The 18,598-nt window shown below is 45.9% G+C and carries 20 protein-coding genes and 1 other RNA gene; 12 read left to right on the top strand and 9 right to left on the bottom strand.

The genetic code is table 11. From position 1 onward, the window contains the following. Positions 1 to 82 precede the first annotated feature (82 nt). Positions 83 to 1,771, bottom strand: a complete 1,689-nt coding sequence (locus HGT73_RS01640; protein WP_338111568.1) for a chloride channel protein — start codon at positions 1,769 to 1,771, stop codon at positions 83 to 85. Positions 1,772 to 2,100: 329 nt separating this feature from the next. Here HGT73_RS01640 and HGT73_RS01635 point away from each other — a divergent pair, with 329 nt between their 5' ends. From HGT73_RS01635 to HGT73_RS01605, 7 genes are all read left to right on the top strand, one after another. Continuing rightward, the gene (locus tag HGT73_RS01635) at positions 2,101 to 3,054 is read left to right on the top strand and encodes a TerC family protein (protein ID WP_214211911.1); all 954 of its coding nucleotides are present in this window, start codon (positions 2,101 to 2,103) and stop codon (positions 3,052 to 3,054) included. A gap of 243 nt (positions 3,055 to 3,297) precedes the next feature. Next, the gene (gene sstT, locus HGT73_RS01630) at positions 3,298 to 4,527 is read left to right on the top strand and encodes a serine/threonine transporter SstT (RefSeq protein ID WP_214211910.1); all 1,230 of its coding nucleotides are present in this window, start codon (positions 3,298 to 3,300) and stop codon (positions 4,525 to 4,527) included. 310 nt (positions 4,528 to 4,837) lie between these two features. Next, positions 4,838 to 5,509, top strand: coding sequence for a DedA family protein (locus HGT73_RS01625; RefSeq protein ID WP_214211909.1), 672 nt, complete (start codon positions 4,838 to 4,840; stop codon positions 5,507 to 5,509). Continuing rightward, complete coding sequence (gene mzrA / locus HGT73_RS01620; RefSeq protein WP_214211908.1) at positions 5,509 to 5,832, top strand: EnvZ/OmpR regulon moderator MzrA; 324 nt, start codon at positions 5,509 to 5,511, stop codon at positions 5,830 to 5,832. Before HGT73_RS01625 ends, mzrA begins: the two co-directional genes overlap by 1 nt. 146 nt (positions 5,833 to 5,978) lie before the next feature. Beyond that, on the top strand, positions 5,979 to 6,284 hold the full coding sequence (locus HGT73_RS01615) for a DUF883 family protein (RefSeq protein WP_214211907.1): 306 nt from the start codon (positions 5,979 to 5,981) through the stop codon (positions 6,282 to 6,284). Position 6,285: 1 nt separating this feature from the next. Further along, positions 6,286 to 6,684, top strand: coding sequence for a phage holin family protein (locus tag HGT73_RS01610; protein ID WP_214211906.1), 399 nt, complete (start codon positions 6,286 to 6,288; stop codon positions 6,682 to 6,684). Continuing rightward, positions 6,681 to 6,962: a YqjK-like family protein gene (locus tag HGT73_RS01605; RefSeq protein WP_214211905.1), complete on the top strand. Its 282-nt coding sequence runs from the start codon at positions 6,681 to 6,683 to the stop codon at positions 6,960 to 6,962. Before HGT73_RS01610 ends, HGT73_RS01605 begins: the two co-directional genes overlap by 4 nt. 20 nt (positions 6,963 to 6,982) lie before the next feature. On the opposite strand, the gene HGT73_RS01600 is transcribed toward HGT73_RS01605, so the two are convergent. From HGT73_RS01600 to HGT73_RS01580, 5 genes are read right to left on the bottom strand one after another with little or no spacing between them, the layout of a single operon-like run. Beyond that, a complete protein-coding gene (locus tag HGT73_RS01600; RefSeq protein ID WP_214211904.1) occupies positions 6,983 to 7,891 on the bottom strand; it encodes a LysR family transcriptional regulator in 909 nt (302 codons plus the stop codon). 4 nt (positions 7,892 to 7,895) lie between these two features. Next, complete coding sequence (gene dolP, locus HGT73_RS01595; protein WP_214211903.1) at positions 7,896 to 8,468, bottom strand: division/outer membrane stress-associated lipid-binding lipoprotein; 573 nt, start codon at positions 8,466 to 8,468, stop codon at positions 7,896 to 7,898. Positions 8,469 to 8,479: 11 nt separating this feature from the next. Beyond that, positions 8,480 to 9,070: a DnaA initiator-associating protein DiaA gene (diaA, locus tag HGT73_RS01590; protein ID WP_214211902.1), complete on the bottom strand. Its 591-nt coding sequence runs from the start codon at positions 9,068 to 9,070 to the stop codon at positions 8,480 to 8,482. Positions 9,071 to 9,093: 23 nt separating this feature from the next. After that, complete coding sequence (locus tag HGT73_RS01585; RefSeq protein WP_214211901.1) at positions 9,094 to 9,480, bottom strand: YraN family protein; 387 nt, start codon at positions 9,478 to 9,480, stop codon at positions 9,094 to 9,096. Beyond that, positions 9,438 to 11,465 carry a penicillin-binding protein activator gene (locus tag HGT73_RS01580; protein ID WP_214211900.1) on the bottom strand — a complete coding sequence of 676 codons (2,028 nt, stop codon included), beginning with the start codon at positions 11,463 to 11,465 and terminating at the stop codon, positions 9,438 to 9,440. Before HGT73_RS01580 ends, HGT73_RS01585 begins: the two co-directional genes overlap by 43 nt. A gap of 61 nt (positions 11,466 to 11,526) precedes the next feature. Between HGT73_RS01580 and rsmI the strand changes: the two genes are divergently transcribed. Continuing rightward, the gene (gene rsmI / locus HGT73_RS01575; RefSeq protein ID WP_214211899.1) at positions 11,527 to 12,393 is read left to right on the top strand and encodes a 16S rRNA (cytidine(1402)-2'-O)-methyltransferase; all 867 of its coding nucleotides are present in this window, start codon (positions 11,527 to 11,529) and stop codon (positions 12,391 to 12,393) included. Positions 12,394 to 12,443: 50 nt separating this feature from the next. After that, positions 12,444 to 12,816: RNase P RNA component class A (gene rnpB, locus HGT73_RS01570), an RNA gene on the top strand. Positions 12,817 to 12,993: 177 nt separating this feature from the next. Here rnpB and cybC read toward each other — a convergent pair. Together cybC and pmbA are read right to left on the bottom strand one after the other, a co-directional pair. Next, on the bottom strand, positions 12,994 to 13,386 hold the full coding sequence (cybC, locus tag HGT73_RS01565; RefSeq protein WP_214211898.1) for a cytochrome b562: 393 nt from the start codon (positions 13,384 to 13,386) through the stop codon (positions 12,994 to 12,996). Between the two features lie 16 nt (positions 13,387 to 13,402). Continuing rightward, positions 13,403 to 14,743 (bottom strand): metalloprotease PmbA, encoded by a 1,341-nt coding sequence (gene pmbA / locus HGT73_RS01560; RefSeq protein WP_214211897.1) that lies wholly within the window; start codon positions 14,741 to 14,743, stop codon positions 13,403 to 13,405. A 114-nt stretch (positions 14,744 to 14,857) separates the two neighbouring features. On the opposite strand from pmbA, the gene yjgA reads away from it, so the two are divergent. Further along, positions 14,858 to 15,400: a ribosome biogenesis factor YjgA gene (gene yjgA / locus HGT73_RS01555; protein ID WP_214211896.1), complete on the top strand. Its 543-nt coding sequence runs from the start codon at positions 14,858 to 14,860 to the stop codon at positions 15,398 to 15,400. 44 nt (positions 15,401 to 15,444) lie between these two features. Here the strand turns inward: yjgA and mpl are convergent, their stop codons facing one another. After that, entirely contained in the window at positions 15,445 to 16,812 is a 1,368-nt protein-coding gene (gene mpl, locus HGT73_RS01550; RefSeq protein ID WP_214211895.1) for a UDP-N-acetylmuramate:L-alanyl-gamma-D-glutamyl-meso-diaminopimelate ligase, read from the bottom strand. A 143-nt stretch (positions 16,813 to 16,955) separates the two neighbouring features. On the opposite strand from mpl, the gene fbp reads away from it, so the two are divergent. Beyond that, the gene (gene fbp / locus HGT73_RS01545; protein ID WP_214211894.1) at positions 16,956 to 17,948 is read left to right on the top strand and encodes a class 1 fructose-bisphosphatase; all 993 of its coding nucleotides are present in this window, start codon (positions 16,956 to 16,958) and stop codon (positions 17,946 to 17,948) included. Positions 17,949 to 18,028: 80 nt separating this feature from the next. Beyond that, positions 18,029 to 18,559, top strand: coding sequence for an inorganic diphosphatase (gene ppa / locus HGT73_RS01540; RefSeq protein ID WP_214211893.1), 531 nt, complete (start codon positions 18,029 to 18,031; stop codon positions 18,557 to 18,559). Positions 18,560 to 18,598: the final 39 nt, after the last annotated feature.

The following is an 18,598-nucleotide window of genomic DNA, read 5'->3' as shown; positions in this document are numbered from 1 at the left end:
TTCTCTGTAAAATCGGATAGTCGTTAACGTTCAGAAGTATACGCAGTTTCTCACCTAAACCCAACATGCCCTCGAATCCGAACTATAAGAAACTTTCAGCTTGCTGAATTAAGCTCGTTTTCGTTAAGGCTCCGACGAACTGTCGCTGCTGTGGATCATTTAATACTGGCAAACGCTCAAGCGTTACCCGGCTAAAGGCTTCCCACCCTTCTCTTAATGTTTGTTCTTGATAAACATAGGGAAAATCGATTTCCATTACTTTCTCAACCGGCGAAGTAAGGGTAATTTCTTTCGCTAATACTTTTTCAACAATTTTATGTATAGAGACAACACCAAGAAATGTATTTTTTTCGTCTACGACGTAGACATACCGTTCCCGCTTATGTTTGCTAGCATTAAGTGCCTGTTCTACGGAATCTTGGGGAAACAAACACGCACCAGGAATAATAACTTCACTAATCCGGGTTTGATCAAAGGTAAATTTAGCATTTGCACGAGAAAAATGTGTTCCGATAAGCGGATAAGTGGAAGAAGAGTGACACTGATTGGCGATCATTGTTGCCACGACACAAGCGATCATTAATGGTAATAACAGGCTGCTATTAAGGGTCATCTCCATAACCATCAAGATAGCCATTAAGGGTGCCTGAGAAATAGCAGAAAGCACAGCTGCCATACCGATTGCCGCAAATAGCCAAGGACTCGCAAGAGTCACTCCCAAATGCTGACTCGCTACACCGCAAATCCCTCCTAAGGTGGCACCAATCATTAATGCTGGCGTAAACATCCCCCCTACCGCCCCTGAGCCCACCGAACAACTGGTCGCAATCATTTTAAGCACTAACAATACGACCAACATAGGTAGTAAGTAGTGTCCGGCAAAAAGATTGACGATCACTTCATAACCGTTACCCAATATCGCTGGAGAGATAATGGCTAATCCTCCGACCACCGCACCACCGCAAGCTAAACGAACAGGTAGTGAGGGGATGATAGTAAATAATTGCCGTGTTTTTTGAGTGAGCGTAATAAACCCGACCCCCATGAAGCCGCTCAATACGCCGACCAAAAGGGTGATAAGCAAGGGAATAATTTGTACAGTGAATTGGATATCCATCAACGGGTACAGTGGCGATCGAAAACCGAATAGCCACATAGTCAAAACAGCGGTAACTGCCGCTAACATAATAGGCATCGTACGTTGTAGCGCAGAAATACCAAATGCAATTTCAGCCACAAAGACGGTTGACGCTAAGGGAGCATGGTATACCGATGCTAATCCTGCCGCAGCGGCCATTGCGACAAGGTCAGTGTTTGCTATGGCAAGTCTTCTCGGCACAAAACGCCCTGACCAACTTCCGCATAATGCCGCAAGCTGGACCATTGGCCCTTCTTTACCAATTGATGCACCGCTGCTAATGCTGATCATTGATGAGCAGGCACGTAAAATGGAAGAGCGAGTCGGTACCGCATTCAAACGGGCATTGATGACATCTAAATAATCAGATTTGATGGCTGTCTGTTTTTCAAACTTCACGGCAAAGTGTAATAAAATTCCAGCAATGGCCCCACCCACTGCCACGATAATCGGCCAATCGTACCAAGGCCAGACTCGCATGGCCTGAGTAATATCATCGCTACGGCCAAAAACGGCTAAATTAAAGAGGGCTATTGCCCATCGAAACATGAGCGTCACACAAGCGCCGGCAATCCCTATAGGGACCGCTAGAGACAATCCATACCAACTCAGTGAACTATTCTGTATTTTCACCTATTCCTCCCCTACAGCTTTTCGCTGCATAAAGGCTGACATCCCCTTCAACAAAGACTACAGCTTGTTCGCTCAATGATTCTTTTTTACGTAAAGTATTTAAAACTATTACATACTTTAATTGCCTTACAACCACAAATTTCCTAATCTATTAACAGCAAAGGGGAGTAACTTCAACGCTGACCGATCGTCATTACGTGTGAAAGCACCGGTCGTCAGGCAATATGATAAGTATTGTAAGTGAGACCTTGCCACTTGGTGAGGTTTGCAATGCTTCCATTTTGTCCGCTGCCATCACCCTCCTAGACCTATCTCTAAGGGATTTTCTTATGCAAACTGTTGGCACCCCACTTCTATGGGGAATATTCTCAGTTATCGTCATAACGATGATTATCATAGACTTAAAATTAAAAAGCACCGGACGAACGGGAAGTATGGGGGTCAAACAAGCCGCCATATGGTCGTTAATTTGGGTCTGTGTCTCATTAGCTTTCGCCACTGGGCTATGGTTTTACCTACGACATCTTTCTGGAAGTGCCCTAGCATCGGCACAAACACTCAATTTCTTAACCGGCTATTTATTAGAAAAAGCGCTCGCCGTTGATAATGTTTTTGTTTGGTTAATGCTTTTTAGCGCCTTTGCGATTCCGCCGGCGTTACAACAACGTGTTCTGATTTACGGTGTATTAGGCGCTATTGTGCTGAGAACCATAATGATTTTTGCTGGGAGTTGGCTGGTTAACGAATTTAGCTGGATACTTTATATTTTTGGCGCTTTTTTGGTTATCACTGGCATAAAAATGTTTATGTCGAAATCTGACCATGACAATCCCGAGGACGGGCGTTTACTGCAAGGGATAAAGAAACGGTTACGGGTTACCGAGCAGCTTGAAGGCGAAAAGTTCTTCGTTGTACGACAAGGTATTCGATATGCAACGCCATTACTGCTTGCACTGATTATGGTCGAGCTTAGCGATGTTATTTTTGCCGTCGACAGTATACCGGCAATTTTTGCAGTAACGACTGATCCATTTATTGTCTTAACATCGAATCTTTTTGCCATTTTAGGGCTACGAGCGATGTACTTTTTATTAGCCGGTGTTGCCGAAAAATTTAGCTTATTACAATATGGGTTGGCGGTTATTTTGACCTTTATTGGCGTTAAAATGCTATTGATTGATGTGTGGCACATTCCTACTACTATTTCACTCAGTGTTATTGCCGTTATCTTGATTTCGACACTAGCTATCAATCACTGGCTGAATATAAGAAAAAAAATATAACAGCAAAAAAAACTATAAGGGGAGAGAATTCCCTTGTGGTTTAATCAAGAAAATCCTTATTAATAGCGAAAAACACCGATTTTATTTAAAATATCAGCATATAAAATAATTCCCAATACCATTATACCATCAAGAATCGCTTTATCTTAAATCTCGTTTTCTTATACTGCCGCGGCAAACACGCTTCTGCGATAAGTGATCACATGAAGCTCTTTTAAGAAAATGATGAATTAAGAAAGAACTATGACTTTTAAAACCTCAGGATTGGTAAACTGGATTCGCTCAGGAAACCTTATTACACAAATTATCGTGGCGCTTATAGCAGGCATTGTGCTGGCGCTTGTTTCTAAACCGGCCGCACAAGGCGTTTCTCTCCTTGGCGAACTTTTCGTTCATGCATTAAAAGCGGTCGCCCCTATTCTTGTTCTCTTGTTAGTCATTGCGTCGATTGCTAATCATCAGCAAGGGCAAAAAGTGAATATTCGCCCTATTGTGACGCTATATTTATTGAGTACTTTTTTTGCTGCCGTTGTCGCTGTTGTTGCCAGCTACCATTTTCCACAAACACTGATCTTGACTGATGTCCATCAAGGAACCGAAGCCCCGAAAGGAATACTGGCTATCGCTCAAGGCATACTATTAAGTATGGTCGTTAATCCGGTGGATGCAGTAATGCACGCCAACTATATTGGTATTCTAGTGTGGGCCATTGCGCTGGGGCTTGCTTTTCGCCATAGTTCAGCAGCTACGCGTCATGTGCTCAATGATTTCTCATCCGCGATTACTTGGTTAGTCGCAAAAGTTATCCGTTGTGCGCCAATCGGTATTTTTGGCCTTGTCGCCTCGGTGTTAGGGACCAATGGTTTTTCCGCGCTCTCGAGCTATATCAACTTACTGATTCTACTAATAAGCTGTATGTTGACCATGGCACTGATCGTCAATCCCCTGCTCGTCTTTATGAAAATTAGGCGTAATCCTTATCCTTTAGTTTTTCTCTGCTTGAAAGAGAGCGGTGTGACTGCATTCTTCACACGGAGTTCTGCTGCCAATATTCCCGTTAATATGGCGATTGCTAAACGCTTAGGCCTCGACGAGGATACCTACTCCGTTTCCATTCCGTTGGGTGCTAATATCAGTATGGCAGGAGCCTCCATTACCATTACCATACTAACCCTCGCAGCCGTAAATACCCTGCATATTGCTATCGATGTGCCAACTGCGATTATGTTGAGCTTAGTTGCTTCTCTATGTGCCTGTGGTGCGTCGGGTGTCGCGGGCGGATCACTGCTGTTAGTACCTGTTGCCTGTAACATGTTTGGTATTCCTAACGAAATTGCTATGCAAGTTGTCGCCATCGGTTTTCTAATTAGTGTGTTACAAGACTCTGCAGAAACTGCATTAAATTCGTCCACGGACCTCCTATTTACCGCTACTGTCTGTCAATCGCTGTCCCCTTCACAAAAAGAGTCCTAGTCGTTGGCCAGAGCCCCGCGTGTTGTGCGGCTCTGGCTATCTGCTTTTGCGTCAAAAAAAAACGAAAAATGTCAGCCTATGTAAAAAGTATTGGGGTAACACCTGCCCCTACGTAAAACTCACGGCTATAGGACAATTAAAATGTTTATCAACCTAAATTTTTGTTACACTTAATCCGATTATGCAAGCAAGGAAGTTGATAAACGTTTACTTACCATATCGTTTTCACGGTACATAATCACAGTGTATAGGCGTTAGTGTGTCATAGATTGGCACTGGTGCCAGTTACCTTATTCATTAGGAAAAGTAGATGGATACTTTACAGGCCCTGCTCACCGCACTCTGGCATCAGGATTTCAACACACTCGCCGACCCCTCATTAGTCTGGGCGCTTTACGGTATCTTGTTTATTATTATTAGCCTCGAAAACGGACTCTTACCTGCAGCATTTTTGCCGGGTGATAGCTTGCTCATCTTAGTCGGTGTATTAATTGCCAAAGGAACGATGGGCTTCCCATTGACTATTTTTATCCTTACCACTGCGGCAAGTTTGGGCTGTTGGCTAAGCTATATTCAAGGCCGATGGCTGGGCAATACCCCATTGGTGAAGAAATGGCTGTCTCATATTCCACAAAAATATCATGAACGTACCCATACGCTTTTTGAACGTCATGGTCTTGCTGCACTACTTATTGCGCGTTTTATCGCCTTCGTCCGCACGTTATTACCAACGTTAGCCGGCGTTTCAGGTTTACGCAGCACTCGCTTTCAAATCTTCAACTGGTTAAGTGGCTTTCTGTGGGTAATGATTTTAACTTGTGCAGGTTATGCGATAGGGAAAACATCATTATTTCAGAAGTACGAAGATAAGCTAATGTTTTGCCTAATGTTATTACCCGTCGTTTTATTAGTGGCAGGGTTTATTGGTTCATTAGTTCTACTCTGGCGTAAACGTAAAGCGGCTTCAAGGCCTCAACATTAATGCGTATACCTCTGATTCACTCTCAACGACAGCTCATCTTCGGGACTGTTATCTTTTTAATCCTGCTGACTGTGGGCGTATTCGCCTACCAACACGCTTGGCAAGCTCCTGAGGCTGTAGTAAAAATTAATGTGACTAATCGGGGTATCTCATTACCTGATGGCTTTTTCCTTTACCAGCACCTCAGTGCAGAAGGAATCACGATAAAAAGTATCACCTCTGGAAGCGATTCCTTAGTGATCAGCTTCAATTCGACGGAAGACAGTCGCGCTGCCGAAAAAGTGCTTAAAAGAATTTTTGATGATAGCTATCGTATTGAGTAATGTTGAGAATATATTAATTCCTATCGTTGAACTTTCAAAAAGCCCATCTATACTTAATTGAAGTACATAGCGAAAGGGCCATCAAGCAAACCCCGTCTCTATGGATTGAGTAAACTGGACTTAATTCCCCCCTAAAGGAGTCTCTGATGTCGAAAAATAATGCTTCCAACGATCTACGCGCAGAGTTAGCTTCATTAGCAGACACGCTCGAAGAAGTGTTAAATCAAGGTAGCAACAAATCTCGTACTGAACTTTCTCGCTTACATCAGAAAGCACAGGATGCTTTGCAAAATACACGCGACCAATTGGGTGATTCAAGCGAACGTCTCGCTCAATCTACCCGTGACGCTGCACAAAAAGCTGACACCTATATTCATGATAAACCTTGGCATGGTGTTGGACTCGGCGCGGCGATCGGTTTAGTCGTCGGCATTCTTATTTCTCGGCGCTAAGATGAGTAGCTCAAGACCTGGCTCAGCACCAGGACAAGGGATCCTAGGTGTGGGACAACGCATATTAACCACCCTAGTCAGTATTGCTGAGACCCGTATCCGCTTAGCTATCGTTGAATTAGAAGAAGAGAAAGCCAACCTCTTACAAATGCTACTGATGGTAGGCCTGACGATGATCTTTACTGCCTTTGGCTTAATGAGTTTGATGATCCTTGTCATACTTGCTGTTCCGCCAAGTGCAAGGCTCTATGCCATCATCATCACTACCGTTGTTCTTTTTGCACTTGCGGTAATCTTCGGGGTCTGGGCGCTAGTGAAATCACGCCGTTCGACGCTACTCAAGCACACCCGTAAGGAGTTGGATACTGACCGTAAACAACTCGAGGAGAAGCAAGCATGAACCGTCATCAACGTGAAGCTCGCAAGCAAGAATTGCTAACCACTATTCAAACGCAGCGTATGGATCTTGCGTCTTGTCAGCAGCAGTGGATTGTTGCCACTTCACGTTATGACCAGATATGGTCTGCTGCCTATGCCGCCCGCCGATACTTCGCGATTGGTGGAAGCCTACTCACGCTATGGGTCGCTCGGCGCCCCAAAACCTTAGGTAAGCTAGTCAAAAAAGGGTTTGGACTTTGGAGTAGCTGGCGAATGATTAAAAAACTAATTCCTCGCTAACACTTCCTAAGCGACTCCCGCTAAATATGCGGGAATCGCTTGGCAAAAATCTTCGGTATCTCACGTAAGGCCCAAGATTTTGCCTCGCCCATACTGTCTCGCCGCCAAGCCATAATCACATCGATATCACGTTGATAAGTATCAGAAATAACTTTCAAACGTCCTTGACGCAAATCGTCCTCAATCATCGGATAAGGTAAAGTCCCAACCCCTAAACCGGCGATAATGGCATGGTACTTATTTTCAATGCTACTTACAGTCAAGCGGCTTTGCCTATCCAGAACCTGTACGGTAATCGCCGGTCTTTTACGAGCAGAATCAGCAACAGCGATTCCTCGATACTTTAGGCGTACAGATTCTGCATCAGGATCAGGCTCTTGAAGAATAGGATGATCAACACTCGCTACATAAAGGCTTTTAATACTACACAGTTTGCGACTGTTGATCTCTGTGGAAGTCCGATAGTGCAGTGTAGGAGCAATAACGATATCAGCACGTCCCTCTTCCAAACTCTCCCAAGCCCCTGCTAATACCTCGGTCAGTAAATTGAGCTGAGTATGACTTTTTTCTGTCAACTTATTAACTAACGGATAGAGGTATTCACAATTGACCAACGCTTCACACACTATGGTCAATTGCGGTTCCCAACCTCTTGCTAAGGCTTCCGCATCGCGGGCTAATTTTTCTGCCCCATCAAGAAGAAAGCGACCACGCTCTAGCAGCAATCGTCCAACATTAGTAAATTTAGTACGGTGACCTGATCGGTCAAAGAGAACGACATCAAGCTCTTCTTCTAGCTTTTGCATGGTATAACTGAGTGCAGAAGGCACTTTACCCAGCTCTTCCGCTGCGGCAGCAAAACTTCCTCGCCGTTCAATGGCATCCATCACACGTAAGGCTTCTAAGGTTAATGCGCGCTCTTTAAGCATAGGTTCACTTTAAAAAAGTATATACCGTGGTGACGTGCTTCACACCATTGACTCGACTAGCCAGCTCCGCGGCAGCTTGTCCTTCCGCTGCTGTCACTAATCCCATTAGGAAAACTTCACCATTTTCAGTAGTAACTTTGATACTGGACGATTTCACTTGGTCACTGGCGAGGAGTTGAGAACGAATTTTTGTCGTAATCCAGGTATCTGTTGAGGATGTTCCTAAACTGACATTACTACCAATGCGGATCTCATTATACACCTCAGTGGTTCCCTCAGTTTTCGCCGCAATTTCTCGAGCCTTATCAGCCAAGGCCTGACTAGGTGCTTGCCCTGTCAGTAACACTTTTCCTTGATAAGCGGTTTCGTTGATATGGGCAGTCGATTTAAGCTCTTTATTGGTAGCTAAGGCATTCGCAACACGAAGCTCCAAGGTACCATCATCTACCTGAGTGCCTACCGTACGCGCATCGGTGGCCGACTTGGTAGCAACACCCGCTGATCCGATTAGCACAGCCGCACATCCTTGCAGGGCTAGCGTGCTACCTAATAAAATAACTACAAAGGGTAATTTCATGACTTTTCTCCTTAACCTTCCTGATGCGGGAAAAGTGAATTATCAATTAACTCACTTAAACAATTCACTGTCAGCATATGCATTTCTTGAATACGAGCATTACGGTGTGACGGGATCCTGATTTCAACATCCTGCGGCCCTAAGAGCCCGGCCAAGACTCCGCCATCAAAACCGGTCAAGGCTACAATTGTCATATCACGAGTTACCGCTGCTTCAACAGCTTTCACGATGTCCGGGCTATTACCGCGCGTTGAAATCGCTAATAAAATGTCACCCGCTTGACCTAATGCCCGCACTTGCTTTGCATATATTTCGTCATGCTGGCGTTCATTACCAATCGCAGTCAGCATAATATTATCTGCACTTAAACAAAAAGCAGGAAGGCTCGGTCGTTCATTCTCAAATTGATTAATCATTGTGGCAGTAAAGTGCTGGGCATTTGCCGAGGATGCGCCATTACCGCAGCTGAGCACTTTATTGCCGTTTAATAAACACTGAACGATCACCACCGTCGCACGTGAGATAGCATCGGGGAGTGCCTCAGCAGCCGCGATTTGTGTTTGTATACTTTCAGTAAAACACGCTTTAATTCTATCCTGCACTCCATCACCTAACTTTGTTAATCTCAATAAAAAGCGTTTTTTATCCAGTCAATCTGCGATCCGGTTATCGCAATCACATCAAACCGACAATCAGCTGTTGATAAACACTTATTTTGGGTTAATAACCAGTATGCCGCCGCAGTCTTAATTTTCTGCTGTTTACGCCAAGTAATACTCGCTGCTGCACCGCCAAAATGATGATTTTTACGATAGCGCACTTCAACGAAAACATAGGTTAGCCCGTCTAGCATAATCAGATCCAGCTCACCTTGTCGATAGGTGACATTTTTTGCGACCGAGTATAACCCTGCACGCTGTAAATAATCGCAGGCGAGCTTTTCCATTAGCTCACCTTGCTGCTTACGGGTTAATTGACGGGCACAATATCTCCGTGGGTATATTGGTTCCATGATAACGTCCTGTTTATCACACAATTTTGCGTTGCTTGAAGCAGTCCAGTATTACCCTGAATTTGGTATCCGGCCTGTTGACGAAGCGGTGTAAAATGGTTTGCCAGTGTCCACGCATCGACGCCCATCGCATACAACCGGGTAAGGGTATAATCCTGATCGAATTGCGCAGTAACACGCTGTTTTAAGGCGGGATTAGCACCAGAAAGAAGAGGGATATCGCTAAACTGTAATCCTTCCATTTCAAATCGGAAATCAGGCCCTGCCCCTGCTTGAGAACTCAGGGAGTTCGCGTAAAAAGCGACATGGCTTTGCGAACCAATTTTCATCGTGATAAGCGGCTTAATTAAATCTAGAGATGCTTGATTGGCGACGATATACACCGAATCGACATCCCCACTACTAGAAACAGGCTGCGACATTGGGGCATCAAAGGTCATTCCTGCCACTGTTATAGCTGAGGATGAGGTCGCTTGGCTTGTAGCCGGTATCACGGGAACCCCGGTTAGGCTGATGCCAGCCTTACTATTAATTTCACTTCGTAAGTCGCTCTCTGAGCCAATTGTTTGACGCAGTACTGTTGAGCCCCCTAGTGCTTGCCATTGACGGGTAAAGGCATTCGCGACGCGATCCCCTAACGAGTTGTTAGGCAACAATAAAATGGGAGAGCGTTTACCTTGAGCCCACATATGTTGCGCCGCATCCCGAGCTTCGTTCTCAGGGGATAACGCAAAGTAACAAACATTAGGATGATTTTGTAAATCAGTCGGCTCATTCAACGCTAAGATATTCAGCGTGGTTTGCGTAGTCACCGCTTTAGCAACATCCTCTTTAAGCAAAGGGCCTACCACCAAGGTGGCACCGTCTTGTTGCGCTTGTTGTAACAATTGGTCGATAGGATGACCATTGGTATCGTACACTTTAATTTGTGCAGCGGTATTCGCACTGGCTGTTCCCGGAACAGAAGCTGTTGGGCTAGCAGTAGAAGGAGTAACCGATGCGACGGGTTGCGTCGGGATAGACGTTGCCGATGGGCTAACAACAGTGTTCGCTGTAGGACTGATCTGCGTTTGAGGCGCCTGAATTACCGCATTATTGACCTCAGGCACACTCGCAGATAAGTTGCCGTTACGCGCATCTTCAAACCCTTGCTCGATTGCTTTTGAGAATACGGCACCCGGGCCAGTCAACGGGAGAAGTAAGGCAATAGTATTGGTGGATGCGGCTGAGAGATTCATCACTTGAAGTAACCCAGTCGGTAAAGTTTTTGAGGCCGGGTTGTCAGGATAACGGGTCTGCCAATCTTTGACCGCACGTTTTAAATTATCCTGCTGATCGCGATTTTGATAGTACACGCCCAGTAAGTCCAACCAACCTTGCAAAATATTCTCATTGGCGTTAATGGTAATATTGCCCACTTGACTCTGAGGAATGGTGACTAACACTTGCCAAGTAGCGTCGAGATTTTTTTGCTGGTCAACGGCGGAAAGTGTTGGTTGTAGGGCGATATAGGCACGTAGCAAATCTATGGGTGCTTCTGCGGGCGCACTGGCAATGAGTAAATGATAATAGCGCTGCCGTTGGTTATCATTCAACTGGGAGACAGGTAACGCCGTGAGTTGCCGTGCAGCATCGGGAAATTGCTGTTGACTGATCGCATATTGGGCCTTGAGTAAATGGCTCTCAACCTGCTGCTCACCCGCCAGTGAATGGGGTAATTGTTGCAGCTGCTGTGCCGCTTCTGGCATTTTCCCCTCATCCAGCAATGCGCGTATTGCAAGTAATTGCCAGTGAGTCCTGCTATCATCTTGGCTATGCTGCATCTGTTGTAGATAATAGGCAGACCCTTGATTCGCAGTGGCTTGAACAGTAGCCGACGGGGCTTGAGTATCTTGATTTACACTACAAGCCGCCAAAATCAATCCGGCCAACACAACAGGAACAAAACGCCCTGCGTTACGACGATTCACACATGAAGAAAGCATAGAGTACCTATTATGTTTTTTTCAGAACGCCTTATAGTAAAACGGCAATTCGGATGAAACAATGAAACAACTCGATCAGTCAGAGATTTCTGTAGGGACATTATATATTGTTCCTACCCCTATTGGTAACTTGGCCGATATTACCCAACGCGCACTCACCATATTAGCCAGTGTCGATCTTGTTGCAGCAGAAGATACACGCCATACCGGTATGCTTCTACAACATTTCGCCATCAATGCGCGCTTATTCTCATTACATGACCACAATGAACAGCAAAAAGCAGATGTGCTGATAAATAAATTGCAACAAGGTGAAAGTATAGCGTTGGTTTCCGATGCTGGAACCCCTTTGATCAACGATCCCGGCTATCACCTTGTCACGCGCTGTCGTCAAGCAGGTCTAAAAGTGGTCCCGCTGCCCGGTGCATGCGCAGCAATCACCGCATTAAGTGCCTCGGGCTTACCTTCCGATCGTTTTTGTTACGAAGGATTTCTTCCGGCAAAAAGTAAAGGTCGGCGTGATGCACTACGGGCATTAGTTGAAGAACCGCGCACCTTAATTTTTTACGAGTCGACCCATCGTTTACTCGATTGTTTGGCCGATATGGTGGCCGAGCTAGGGGAAGATCGACATGTCGTTCTCGCCCGTGAAATAACCAAAACGTGGGAATCTATTTACGGTGCCCCAGTTGCTGAATTACTCGCGTGGGTACAAGAAGATGATAATCGCCGTAAAGGTGAAATGGTACTCATTGTCGCAGGCTATCAATCTCAGGAAGAGACACTGCCGATCGAATCCCTACGCACCCTTGCGCTTTTACAAACGGAACTGCCCCTGAAAAAAGCCGCCGCGCTGGCCGCAGAGATCCACGGAGTAAAGAAAAATGCCCTTTATAAATATGCATTAACACAACAATCGGCGGAGTAAATAACAGAAAAACGTGACAATTGCGGCGAATTCCCCTATCATCCGCCGCCGAAGCTGACCAGACAGTCGCCGCTTCGTCGTCGTCCCGAAAGGGAGACGGGCGGAGGGGAGGAAAGTCCGGGCTCCATAGGGCAGGGTGCCAGGTAACGCCTGGGAGGCGCAAGCCTACGACCAGTGCAACAGAGAGCAAACCGCCGATGGCCCGTAGGGGATCAGGTAAGGGTGAAAGGGTGCGGTAAGAGCGCACCGCGCGGCTGGCAACAGTCCGTGGCACGGTAAACTCCACCCGGAGCAAGGCCAAATAGGGGTTCACATGGTACGGCCCGTACTGAACCCGGGTAGGCTGCTTGAGCCAGTGAGCGATTGCTGGCCTAGAGGAATGACTGTCCACGACAGAACCCGGCTTATCGGTCAGCTTCACCTTTTTTTGAAAAGAGGTTACTGCTTTGCAGTAACCTCTTTTTTATTGGTCGCTCAGCCGAATTTTTCGTCAGCCACTAACGCCGATAGAGCCCTACCCTTCCCAAGTTGGCTGTACAACGCGCGCCCTTACCTGGCTGATCTCAGTAATGAGAAATCGTCACTGATAGGATAAATACTCTACCGGTATTTACGGTGGTTTTCATTTCGCAGTACCGCAATCTGCTGTGCGACTTGCTTCGCTTCGGTTAACTTCCCTTGTTTAACTAGCTGATCGGCTTGTGAAATTTTCCCAAGCAGTTGGTCAAAAGCGCTACGCCATCCCTGCATCGCTGGGCTTTGTGGCGCGCTACCCGCTAACGATGGAGGCGTTGCCGTCTTGGCATCTTCTGCTGCATGACGCATATCAGTCAGTGCCTGCTGCATCGCTTGATTATTGTTACTGCTTGTCACCGTACTCAGCCCATCGGAAAGGCTCATCATATCGCCTTCTAAATCCGCAGCTTGAGCAGAAAGCGATAGCGCGGAACAAAGTAGTGTTGTGCTAAGTATAACGAGACTCACTGTTCGCATCGCTGTTTCCCTCTTATTACTGGCCGGCAATACTCATCTGTTCTAACAAAATGGAACCGCATTGGATATTGCCTCGCTCATCAATATCATCCCCGACTGTTACCATCGTACGCCACATATCTTGGAGATTACTGGCAATCGTAATTTCACTAACTGGATACTGAATTTCACCATTCTCCACCCAAAATCCAGCAGCGCCTCGGGAGTAATCACCCGTCATGGCGCTCACACCCTGACCCATGAGCTCAGTCACCACTAATCCGGTTCCCATACGCTTAAGTAGTTGCTCAAAGCTCTGACCTTGGCCAGCTAAACGCCAGTTATGGATCCCACCTGCATGACCCGTACTCTGTAAGCCAAGTTTACGTGCTGAATAGCTAGTCAGTAACCATGTCTGTAGGATCCCTTGAGAAACAATAGTACGGTCTTGAGTCCGCACGCCTTCACTATCAAAAGGCGAAGAAGCAGTTCCCTTCAGTAGATGTGGTTTCTCAACAATTGATAACCATTCCGGAAAAATTTGCTTCCCTAGGCTATCAAGCAAAAATGTCGATTTACGATAAACACTACTACCACTGATCGCACCGACAAGATGACCGATTAATCCACTCGCTACTTCAGGTGCAAATAAGACCGGTGCTTTGCGCGTCGACAGTTTTTGTGGCGAGAGTCGTGATAACGTGCGTCGCGCGCACTCTTTACCCACCCACTCTGCGCTCTTTAGATCGGCGAAATCACGACCCGATGTATACGCATAGTCCCGCTCCATCTGTCCATCTTGTTCCGCAATGACCGAGCTAAACAGTGAATGACGCGTCGAGCTATAGCTTTTCAGAAAACCATGACTATTCCCGAAAACTCGAATGCCTGCATGACTACTAAAACTTCCGCCTTCACTGTTAACAATCCGCGAATCACTTTGTAATGCGGCCTGCTCAGCAGCGGCGGCGTAGCTAATCGCTTGGTCTGGCGTAATATCAACGGGATGATAGAGGTCTAAATCTGGGGCATCCCAAGCCAGCAACGAGGCATCGGCAACTGCGGAGAAAGGGTCTTCAGAGGTATAACGGGCAATATCTGTCGCCGCCTGTACCGCGCGCTCAATCGCTGCTGGACTTAAATCCGTCGATGACGCGCTCCCTTTACGTTGTCCTAAATAGACAGTAATGCCGAGCGCACCATCACTATTGAATTCAACATTTTCTACCTCGCCATAGCGAGTACTCACACTCAGGCCTGTAGTCTTATTTACCGCAACTTCTGCGCCGTCAGTGCGGGTTTTTGCGAATGCTAAGGCATGTTCGACTGCTTGTTCAAGAACCTGTTGTTGTTCTAAAACTTGAAGAGATTCACTCATTGCTCTGCCATCTGCTGTTATCTGAAGGTAGAATGAGTTTAACAGAGTCAGAGAACAATTTCGCAGTCTGGCTGTAACCTGATAGCATAAGCCACTTTTTTTAGGAGCCCTACCATGATTAACCCGCCCGATGAGTGGCTCGACCACCAACCTGATCCGCAAGATGAAGAAGACGAAGAGATTATCTGGGTCAGTAAAAGCGAAATCAAACGTGATGCAGAAGAGCTTAAGCGTCTCGGTATGGAGATGATGGAGTTAAGTAAAAATGAACTCGATCGAATCCCACTTGATGAAGAGCTACGTCAAGCCATTGAATTAGCGCAACGGATCAAAAAAGAAGGACGCCGTCGCCAAATTCAATTAATTGGTAAAATGCTGCGTTCACGTGACGAGCAGCCAATCCGCCTCGCGCTCGATAAGCTGAAAAACAGACACAACCAACAAGTTGCCCTTTTCCATAAATTAGAAGTCCTGCGTGATCGTCTGATTGAGCAAGGTGATAGTGCGATGGATGAAGTGATTGAGCTGTATCCTACGGCGGATCGCCAACAGCTTCGCAGCTTGATCCGTAATGCACAAAAAGAGAAAGCAACGAATAAGCCACCGAAATCATCGCGCCAGATTTTCCAATACTTGCGTGAACTGGCCGGAGCCTAATCGTTCATTGCCGCCCAGCGTCAACACTGAGCGGCATAACTCGATTACACTGCGTGTAAAGTCGACAGACTGTCCAACAGTTTTTGATGGATCCCTTCAAAGCCACCATTGCTCATGACTAAAATGACATCGCCTGGCTTAACCGACTTCGTAATCATCGTGACTAAATTATTAATATCCGCACTCCATTGCACTGGCTGAACACAGGCATCAGCGACATCTGAGACCCGCCAAGGAATGTGACTGGGTTGAAATAAAAACACCTCATCGGCGCGAGCTAACGAAGGAGCAAGCTCATTTTTACTGACACCCAATTTCATGGTGTTAGAACGAGGCTCCAAAACGGCAATAATACGACGTGTGCCACCAACTTTACTGCGTAAAGCTGATAATGTAGCGAGAATCGCGGTAGGATGATGCGCAAAATCATCATACACCTCAATACCATTGACCACCCCCCGAAGCTCCAAACGACGTCGGGCGTTAATAAAGCTATTCAATGCATTTGCTGCATCGTGTGGCGTAATACCGATATGTCGAGCCGCAGCAACTGCCATCAAGCCATTGTGCATATTATGCTCGCCCACTAACCCCCATTCGATATCACCAACGGCTTCATTATTGAGGTAAATCGTCCAACGTGAAGCATCAGGACAATTTTTCTGTGCTCGCCATTGCCCCTGAGCCCCAGTTGTCTCTTGTTCGCTCCAGCAGCCCATTGCAACAACGCTACGTAAGTTAGCATCCTGTTCCGGCCAAATAACTTTACCTTGCCCCGGCACGATACGCAGTAAATGGTGAAACTGCTTCTTCACGGCATTCAAGTCTTCAAAGATATCGGCGTGGTCAAACTCTAAATTATTTAAAACTAACGTGCGTGGGCAGTAATGTACAAACTTTGAACGTTTATCGAAGAAGGCACTGTCGTATTCGTCTGCTTCGATCACAAAGAATGGTGTCTCACCTAATCGCGCTGACACGCTAAAATTACCCGGTACGCCACCAATCACAAACCCCGGAGCCATGCCACAAGACTCAAGAATCCACGTCAGCATACCCGCTGTTGTTGTTTTACCATGCGTACCTGCAACGGCTAACACCCACCGATCACGCAATACAAAATCATGCAACCACTGTGGGCCGGAAAGGTAGGGAATATTATTTTCTAATACCGCTTCAACACAGGGATTACCGCGGGTCATAGCGTTGCCAATAATCACTAAGTCAGGTGCGGGTACTAATTGTTGAGGATCATAACCTTGGGTAAGACTAATGCCTTCTTGCTCTAACAACGTACTCATCGGTGGATAAACATTTGCATCCGATCCTGTCACTTCATGCCCTAATGAGCGCGCGAGAATCGCTAGGCCGCCCATGAATGTCCCACAAATACCGAGAATATGAATTCGCATAAATAGATCTACCACTAAGTTTTTTGTACAGTTTACCTATATCGCATTCAGGAGCAACTCGCAGCATTGATTTGATCCTAACCGCGGTGTAGCTTGGCTGTATCGTCACTAAAAAATTAGCCAACTAACAAGCAGGATACGCAATGAAGACTTTAGGCGAATTTATTGTTGAAAAACAAGCAGACTTCCCCCACGCCACTGGTGAACTAACCGCCCTTCTTTCAGCAATTAAACTTGGCGCGAAAATTATTCATCGTGATATCAATAAAGCTGGGTTATTAGATATTCTCGGCGCGAACGGTATTGAGAATGTTCAGGGCGAGCAGCAAATGAAGCTCGACTTATATGCTAACGAAAAGTTGAAATCAGCACTGAAAGCTCGGGGAATTGTTGCAGGTATTGCTTCAGAAGAAGAAGATGAATTCGTTATTTTTGATGGTGTTGAAGATGGGCGCTATGTTGTATTAATGGATCCCCTAGACGGCTCCTCTAATATTGACGTGAACGTCTCTGTTGGAACGATCTTTTCTATTTATCACCGTATCTCGCCAGTTGGCACACCGATTACTGAAGAAGATTTTATGCAGCCAGGTAGCCAACAAGTCGCCGCCGGTTACGTAGTCTACGGCTCGTCAACCATGCTGGTTTACACCACAGGTAATGGTGTCAATGCCTTTACTTACGACCCTTCTCTAGGGGTATTCTGCTTAAATCAAGAGCGTCTTACTTATCCAGCTATTGGTAAAATGTATTCGATCAACGAAGGCTATTATGTTCACTTCCCTGTTGGGGTAAAAAAATACCTGAAATTTTGTCAAGAGGAAGACACTGCGACTCATCGCCCCTACACTTCTCGCTATATCGGTTCATTAGTCGCGGATTTCCACCGAAATCTATTAAAAGGTGGGATTTATCTTTATCCGCAAACTGCTAGCTATCCAAAAGGTAAATTACGCTTACTGTACGAATGCAATCCAATGGCGTTCTTGGCAGAACAAGCCGGTGGTAAGGCCAGCGATGGGGTAAACCGTATTCTCGATTTGAAACCGAAAACAATTCATGAGCGTTGCCCATTTTACGTGGGTAACCGGCAGATGGTTGAAGATGTTGAACGTTTTATCAGTGAAAATAGCTAGGCAGATAAAAAATCGAACCATACCGGTGCGTAATTCGTTATAATACGCACCACAAATTTTACTGGTAATAGGAATCAACCATGAGCTTGAACCTCGTCGAAGCGGGTAAAGACTTACCTGAAGATATCAACGTTGTTATTGAAATCCCTGCAAATGCGGCACCGATTAAATATGAAGTTGATAAAGAATCAGGCGCTCTCTTTGTTGACCGCTTTATGGCAACGGCAATGTTCTATCCATGCAACTATGGATACATCAACCATACCCTCTCTTTAGATGGTGATCCGGTTGACGTGCTTGTTCCAACACCTTACCCACTACAACCAGGTTCAGTGATCCGTTGTCGTCCTGTTGGCGTATTAAAAATGACAGATGAATCGGGTGAAGATGCTAAGGTGATTGCTGTTCCACACAGCAAACTGTCTAAAGAATACGACCACATTAAAGACGTTAACGATCTGCCTGAATTACTACGTGGCCAAATCGCACACTTTTTCGAGCAATATAAAGCATTAGAAAAAGGTAAGTGGGTGAAGGTTGAAGGTTGGGGTGATGCTGCAGCAGCGAAAGCTGAAATCGTCTCTTCTTTCGAGCGTGCAAAACAGAAGTAAAATCTTTTTCAGAAAGAAAAACGCCGTCAAATGTAATGA

It is taken from the genome of Rosenbergiella australiborealis (assembly GCF_018494035.1).
Taxonomy (GTDB): domain Bacteria; phylum Pseudomonadota; class Gammaproteobacteria; order Enterobacterales; family Enterobacteriaceae; genus Rosenbergiella; species Rosenbergiella australiborealis.
This window is presented reverse-complemented; position numbering and strand designations above follow the sequence as displayed.

Coding starts and splice junctions, on each gene's coding strand:
- HGT73_RS01635 (WP_214211911.1), top strand. CDS start 2,101: ATGCAAACTGTTGGCACCCCACTTCTATGGGGAATATTCTCAGTTATC.
- sstT (WP_214211910.1), top strand. CDS start 3,298: ATGACTTTTAAAACCTCAGGATTGGTAAACTGGATTCGCTCAGGAAAC.
- HGT73_RS01625 (WP_214211909.1), top strand. CDS start 4,838: ATGGATACTTTACAGGCCCTGCTCACCGCACTCTGGCATCAGGATTTC.
- mzrA (WP_214211908.1), top strand. CDS start 5,509: ATGCGTATACCTCTGATTCACTCTCAACGACAGCTCATCTTCGGGACT.
- HGT73_RS01615 (WP_214211907.1), top strand. CDS start 5,979: ATGTCGAAAAATAATGCTTCCAACGATCTACGCGCAGAGTTAGCTTCA.
- HGT73_RS01610 (WP_214211906.1), top strand. CDS start 6,286: ATGAGTAGCTCAAGACCTGGCTCAGCACCAGGACAAGGGATCCTAGGT.
- HGT73_RS01605 (WP_214211905.1), top strand. CDS start 6,681: ATGAACCGTCATCAACGTGAAGCTCGCAAGCAAGAATTGCTAACCACT.
- HGT73_RS01600 (WP_214211904.1), bottom strand. CDS start 7,891: ATGCTTAAAGAGCGCGCATTAACCTTAGAAGCCTTACGTGTGATGGAT.
- dolP (WP_214211903.1), bottom strand. CDS start 8,468: ATGAAATTACCCTTTGTAGTTATTTTATTAGGTAGCACGCTAGCCCTG.
- HGT73_RS01585 (WP_214211901.1), bottom strand. CDS start 9,480: ATGGAACCAATATACCCACGGAGATATTGTGCCCGTCAATTAACCCGT.
- HGT73_RS01580 (WP_214211900.1), bottom strand. CDS start 11,465: ATGCTTTCTTCATGTGTGAATCGTCGTAACGCAGGGCGTTTTGTTCCT.
- rsmI (WP_214211899.1), top strand. CDS start 11,527: ATGAAACAACTCGATCAGTCAGAGATTTCTGTAGGGACATTATATATT.
- cybC (WP_214211898.1), bottom strand. CDS start 13,386: ATGCGAACAGTGAGTCTCGTTATACTTAGCACAACACTACTTTGTTCC.
- pmbA (WP_214211897.1), bottom strand. CDS start 14,743: ATGAGTGAATCTCTTCAAGTTTTAGAACAACAACAGGTTCTTGAACAA.
- yjgA (WP_214211896.1), top strand. CDS start 14,858: ATGATTAACCCGCCCGATGAGTGGCTCGACCACCAACCTGATCCGCAA.
- mpl (WP_214211895.1), bottom strand. CDS start 16,812: ATGCGAATTCATATTCTCGGTATTTGTGGGACATTCATGGGCGGCCTA.
- fbp (WP_214211894.1), top strand. CDS start 16,956: ATGAAGACTTTAGGCGAATTTATTGTTGAAAAACAAGCAGACTTCCCC.
- ppa (WP_214211893.1), top strand. CDS start 18,029: ATGAGCTTGAACCTCGTCGAAGCGGGTAAAGACTTACCTGAAGATATC.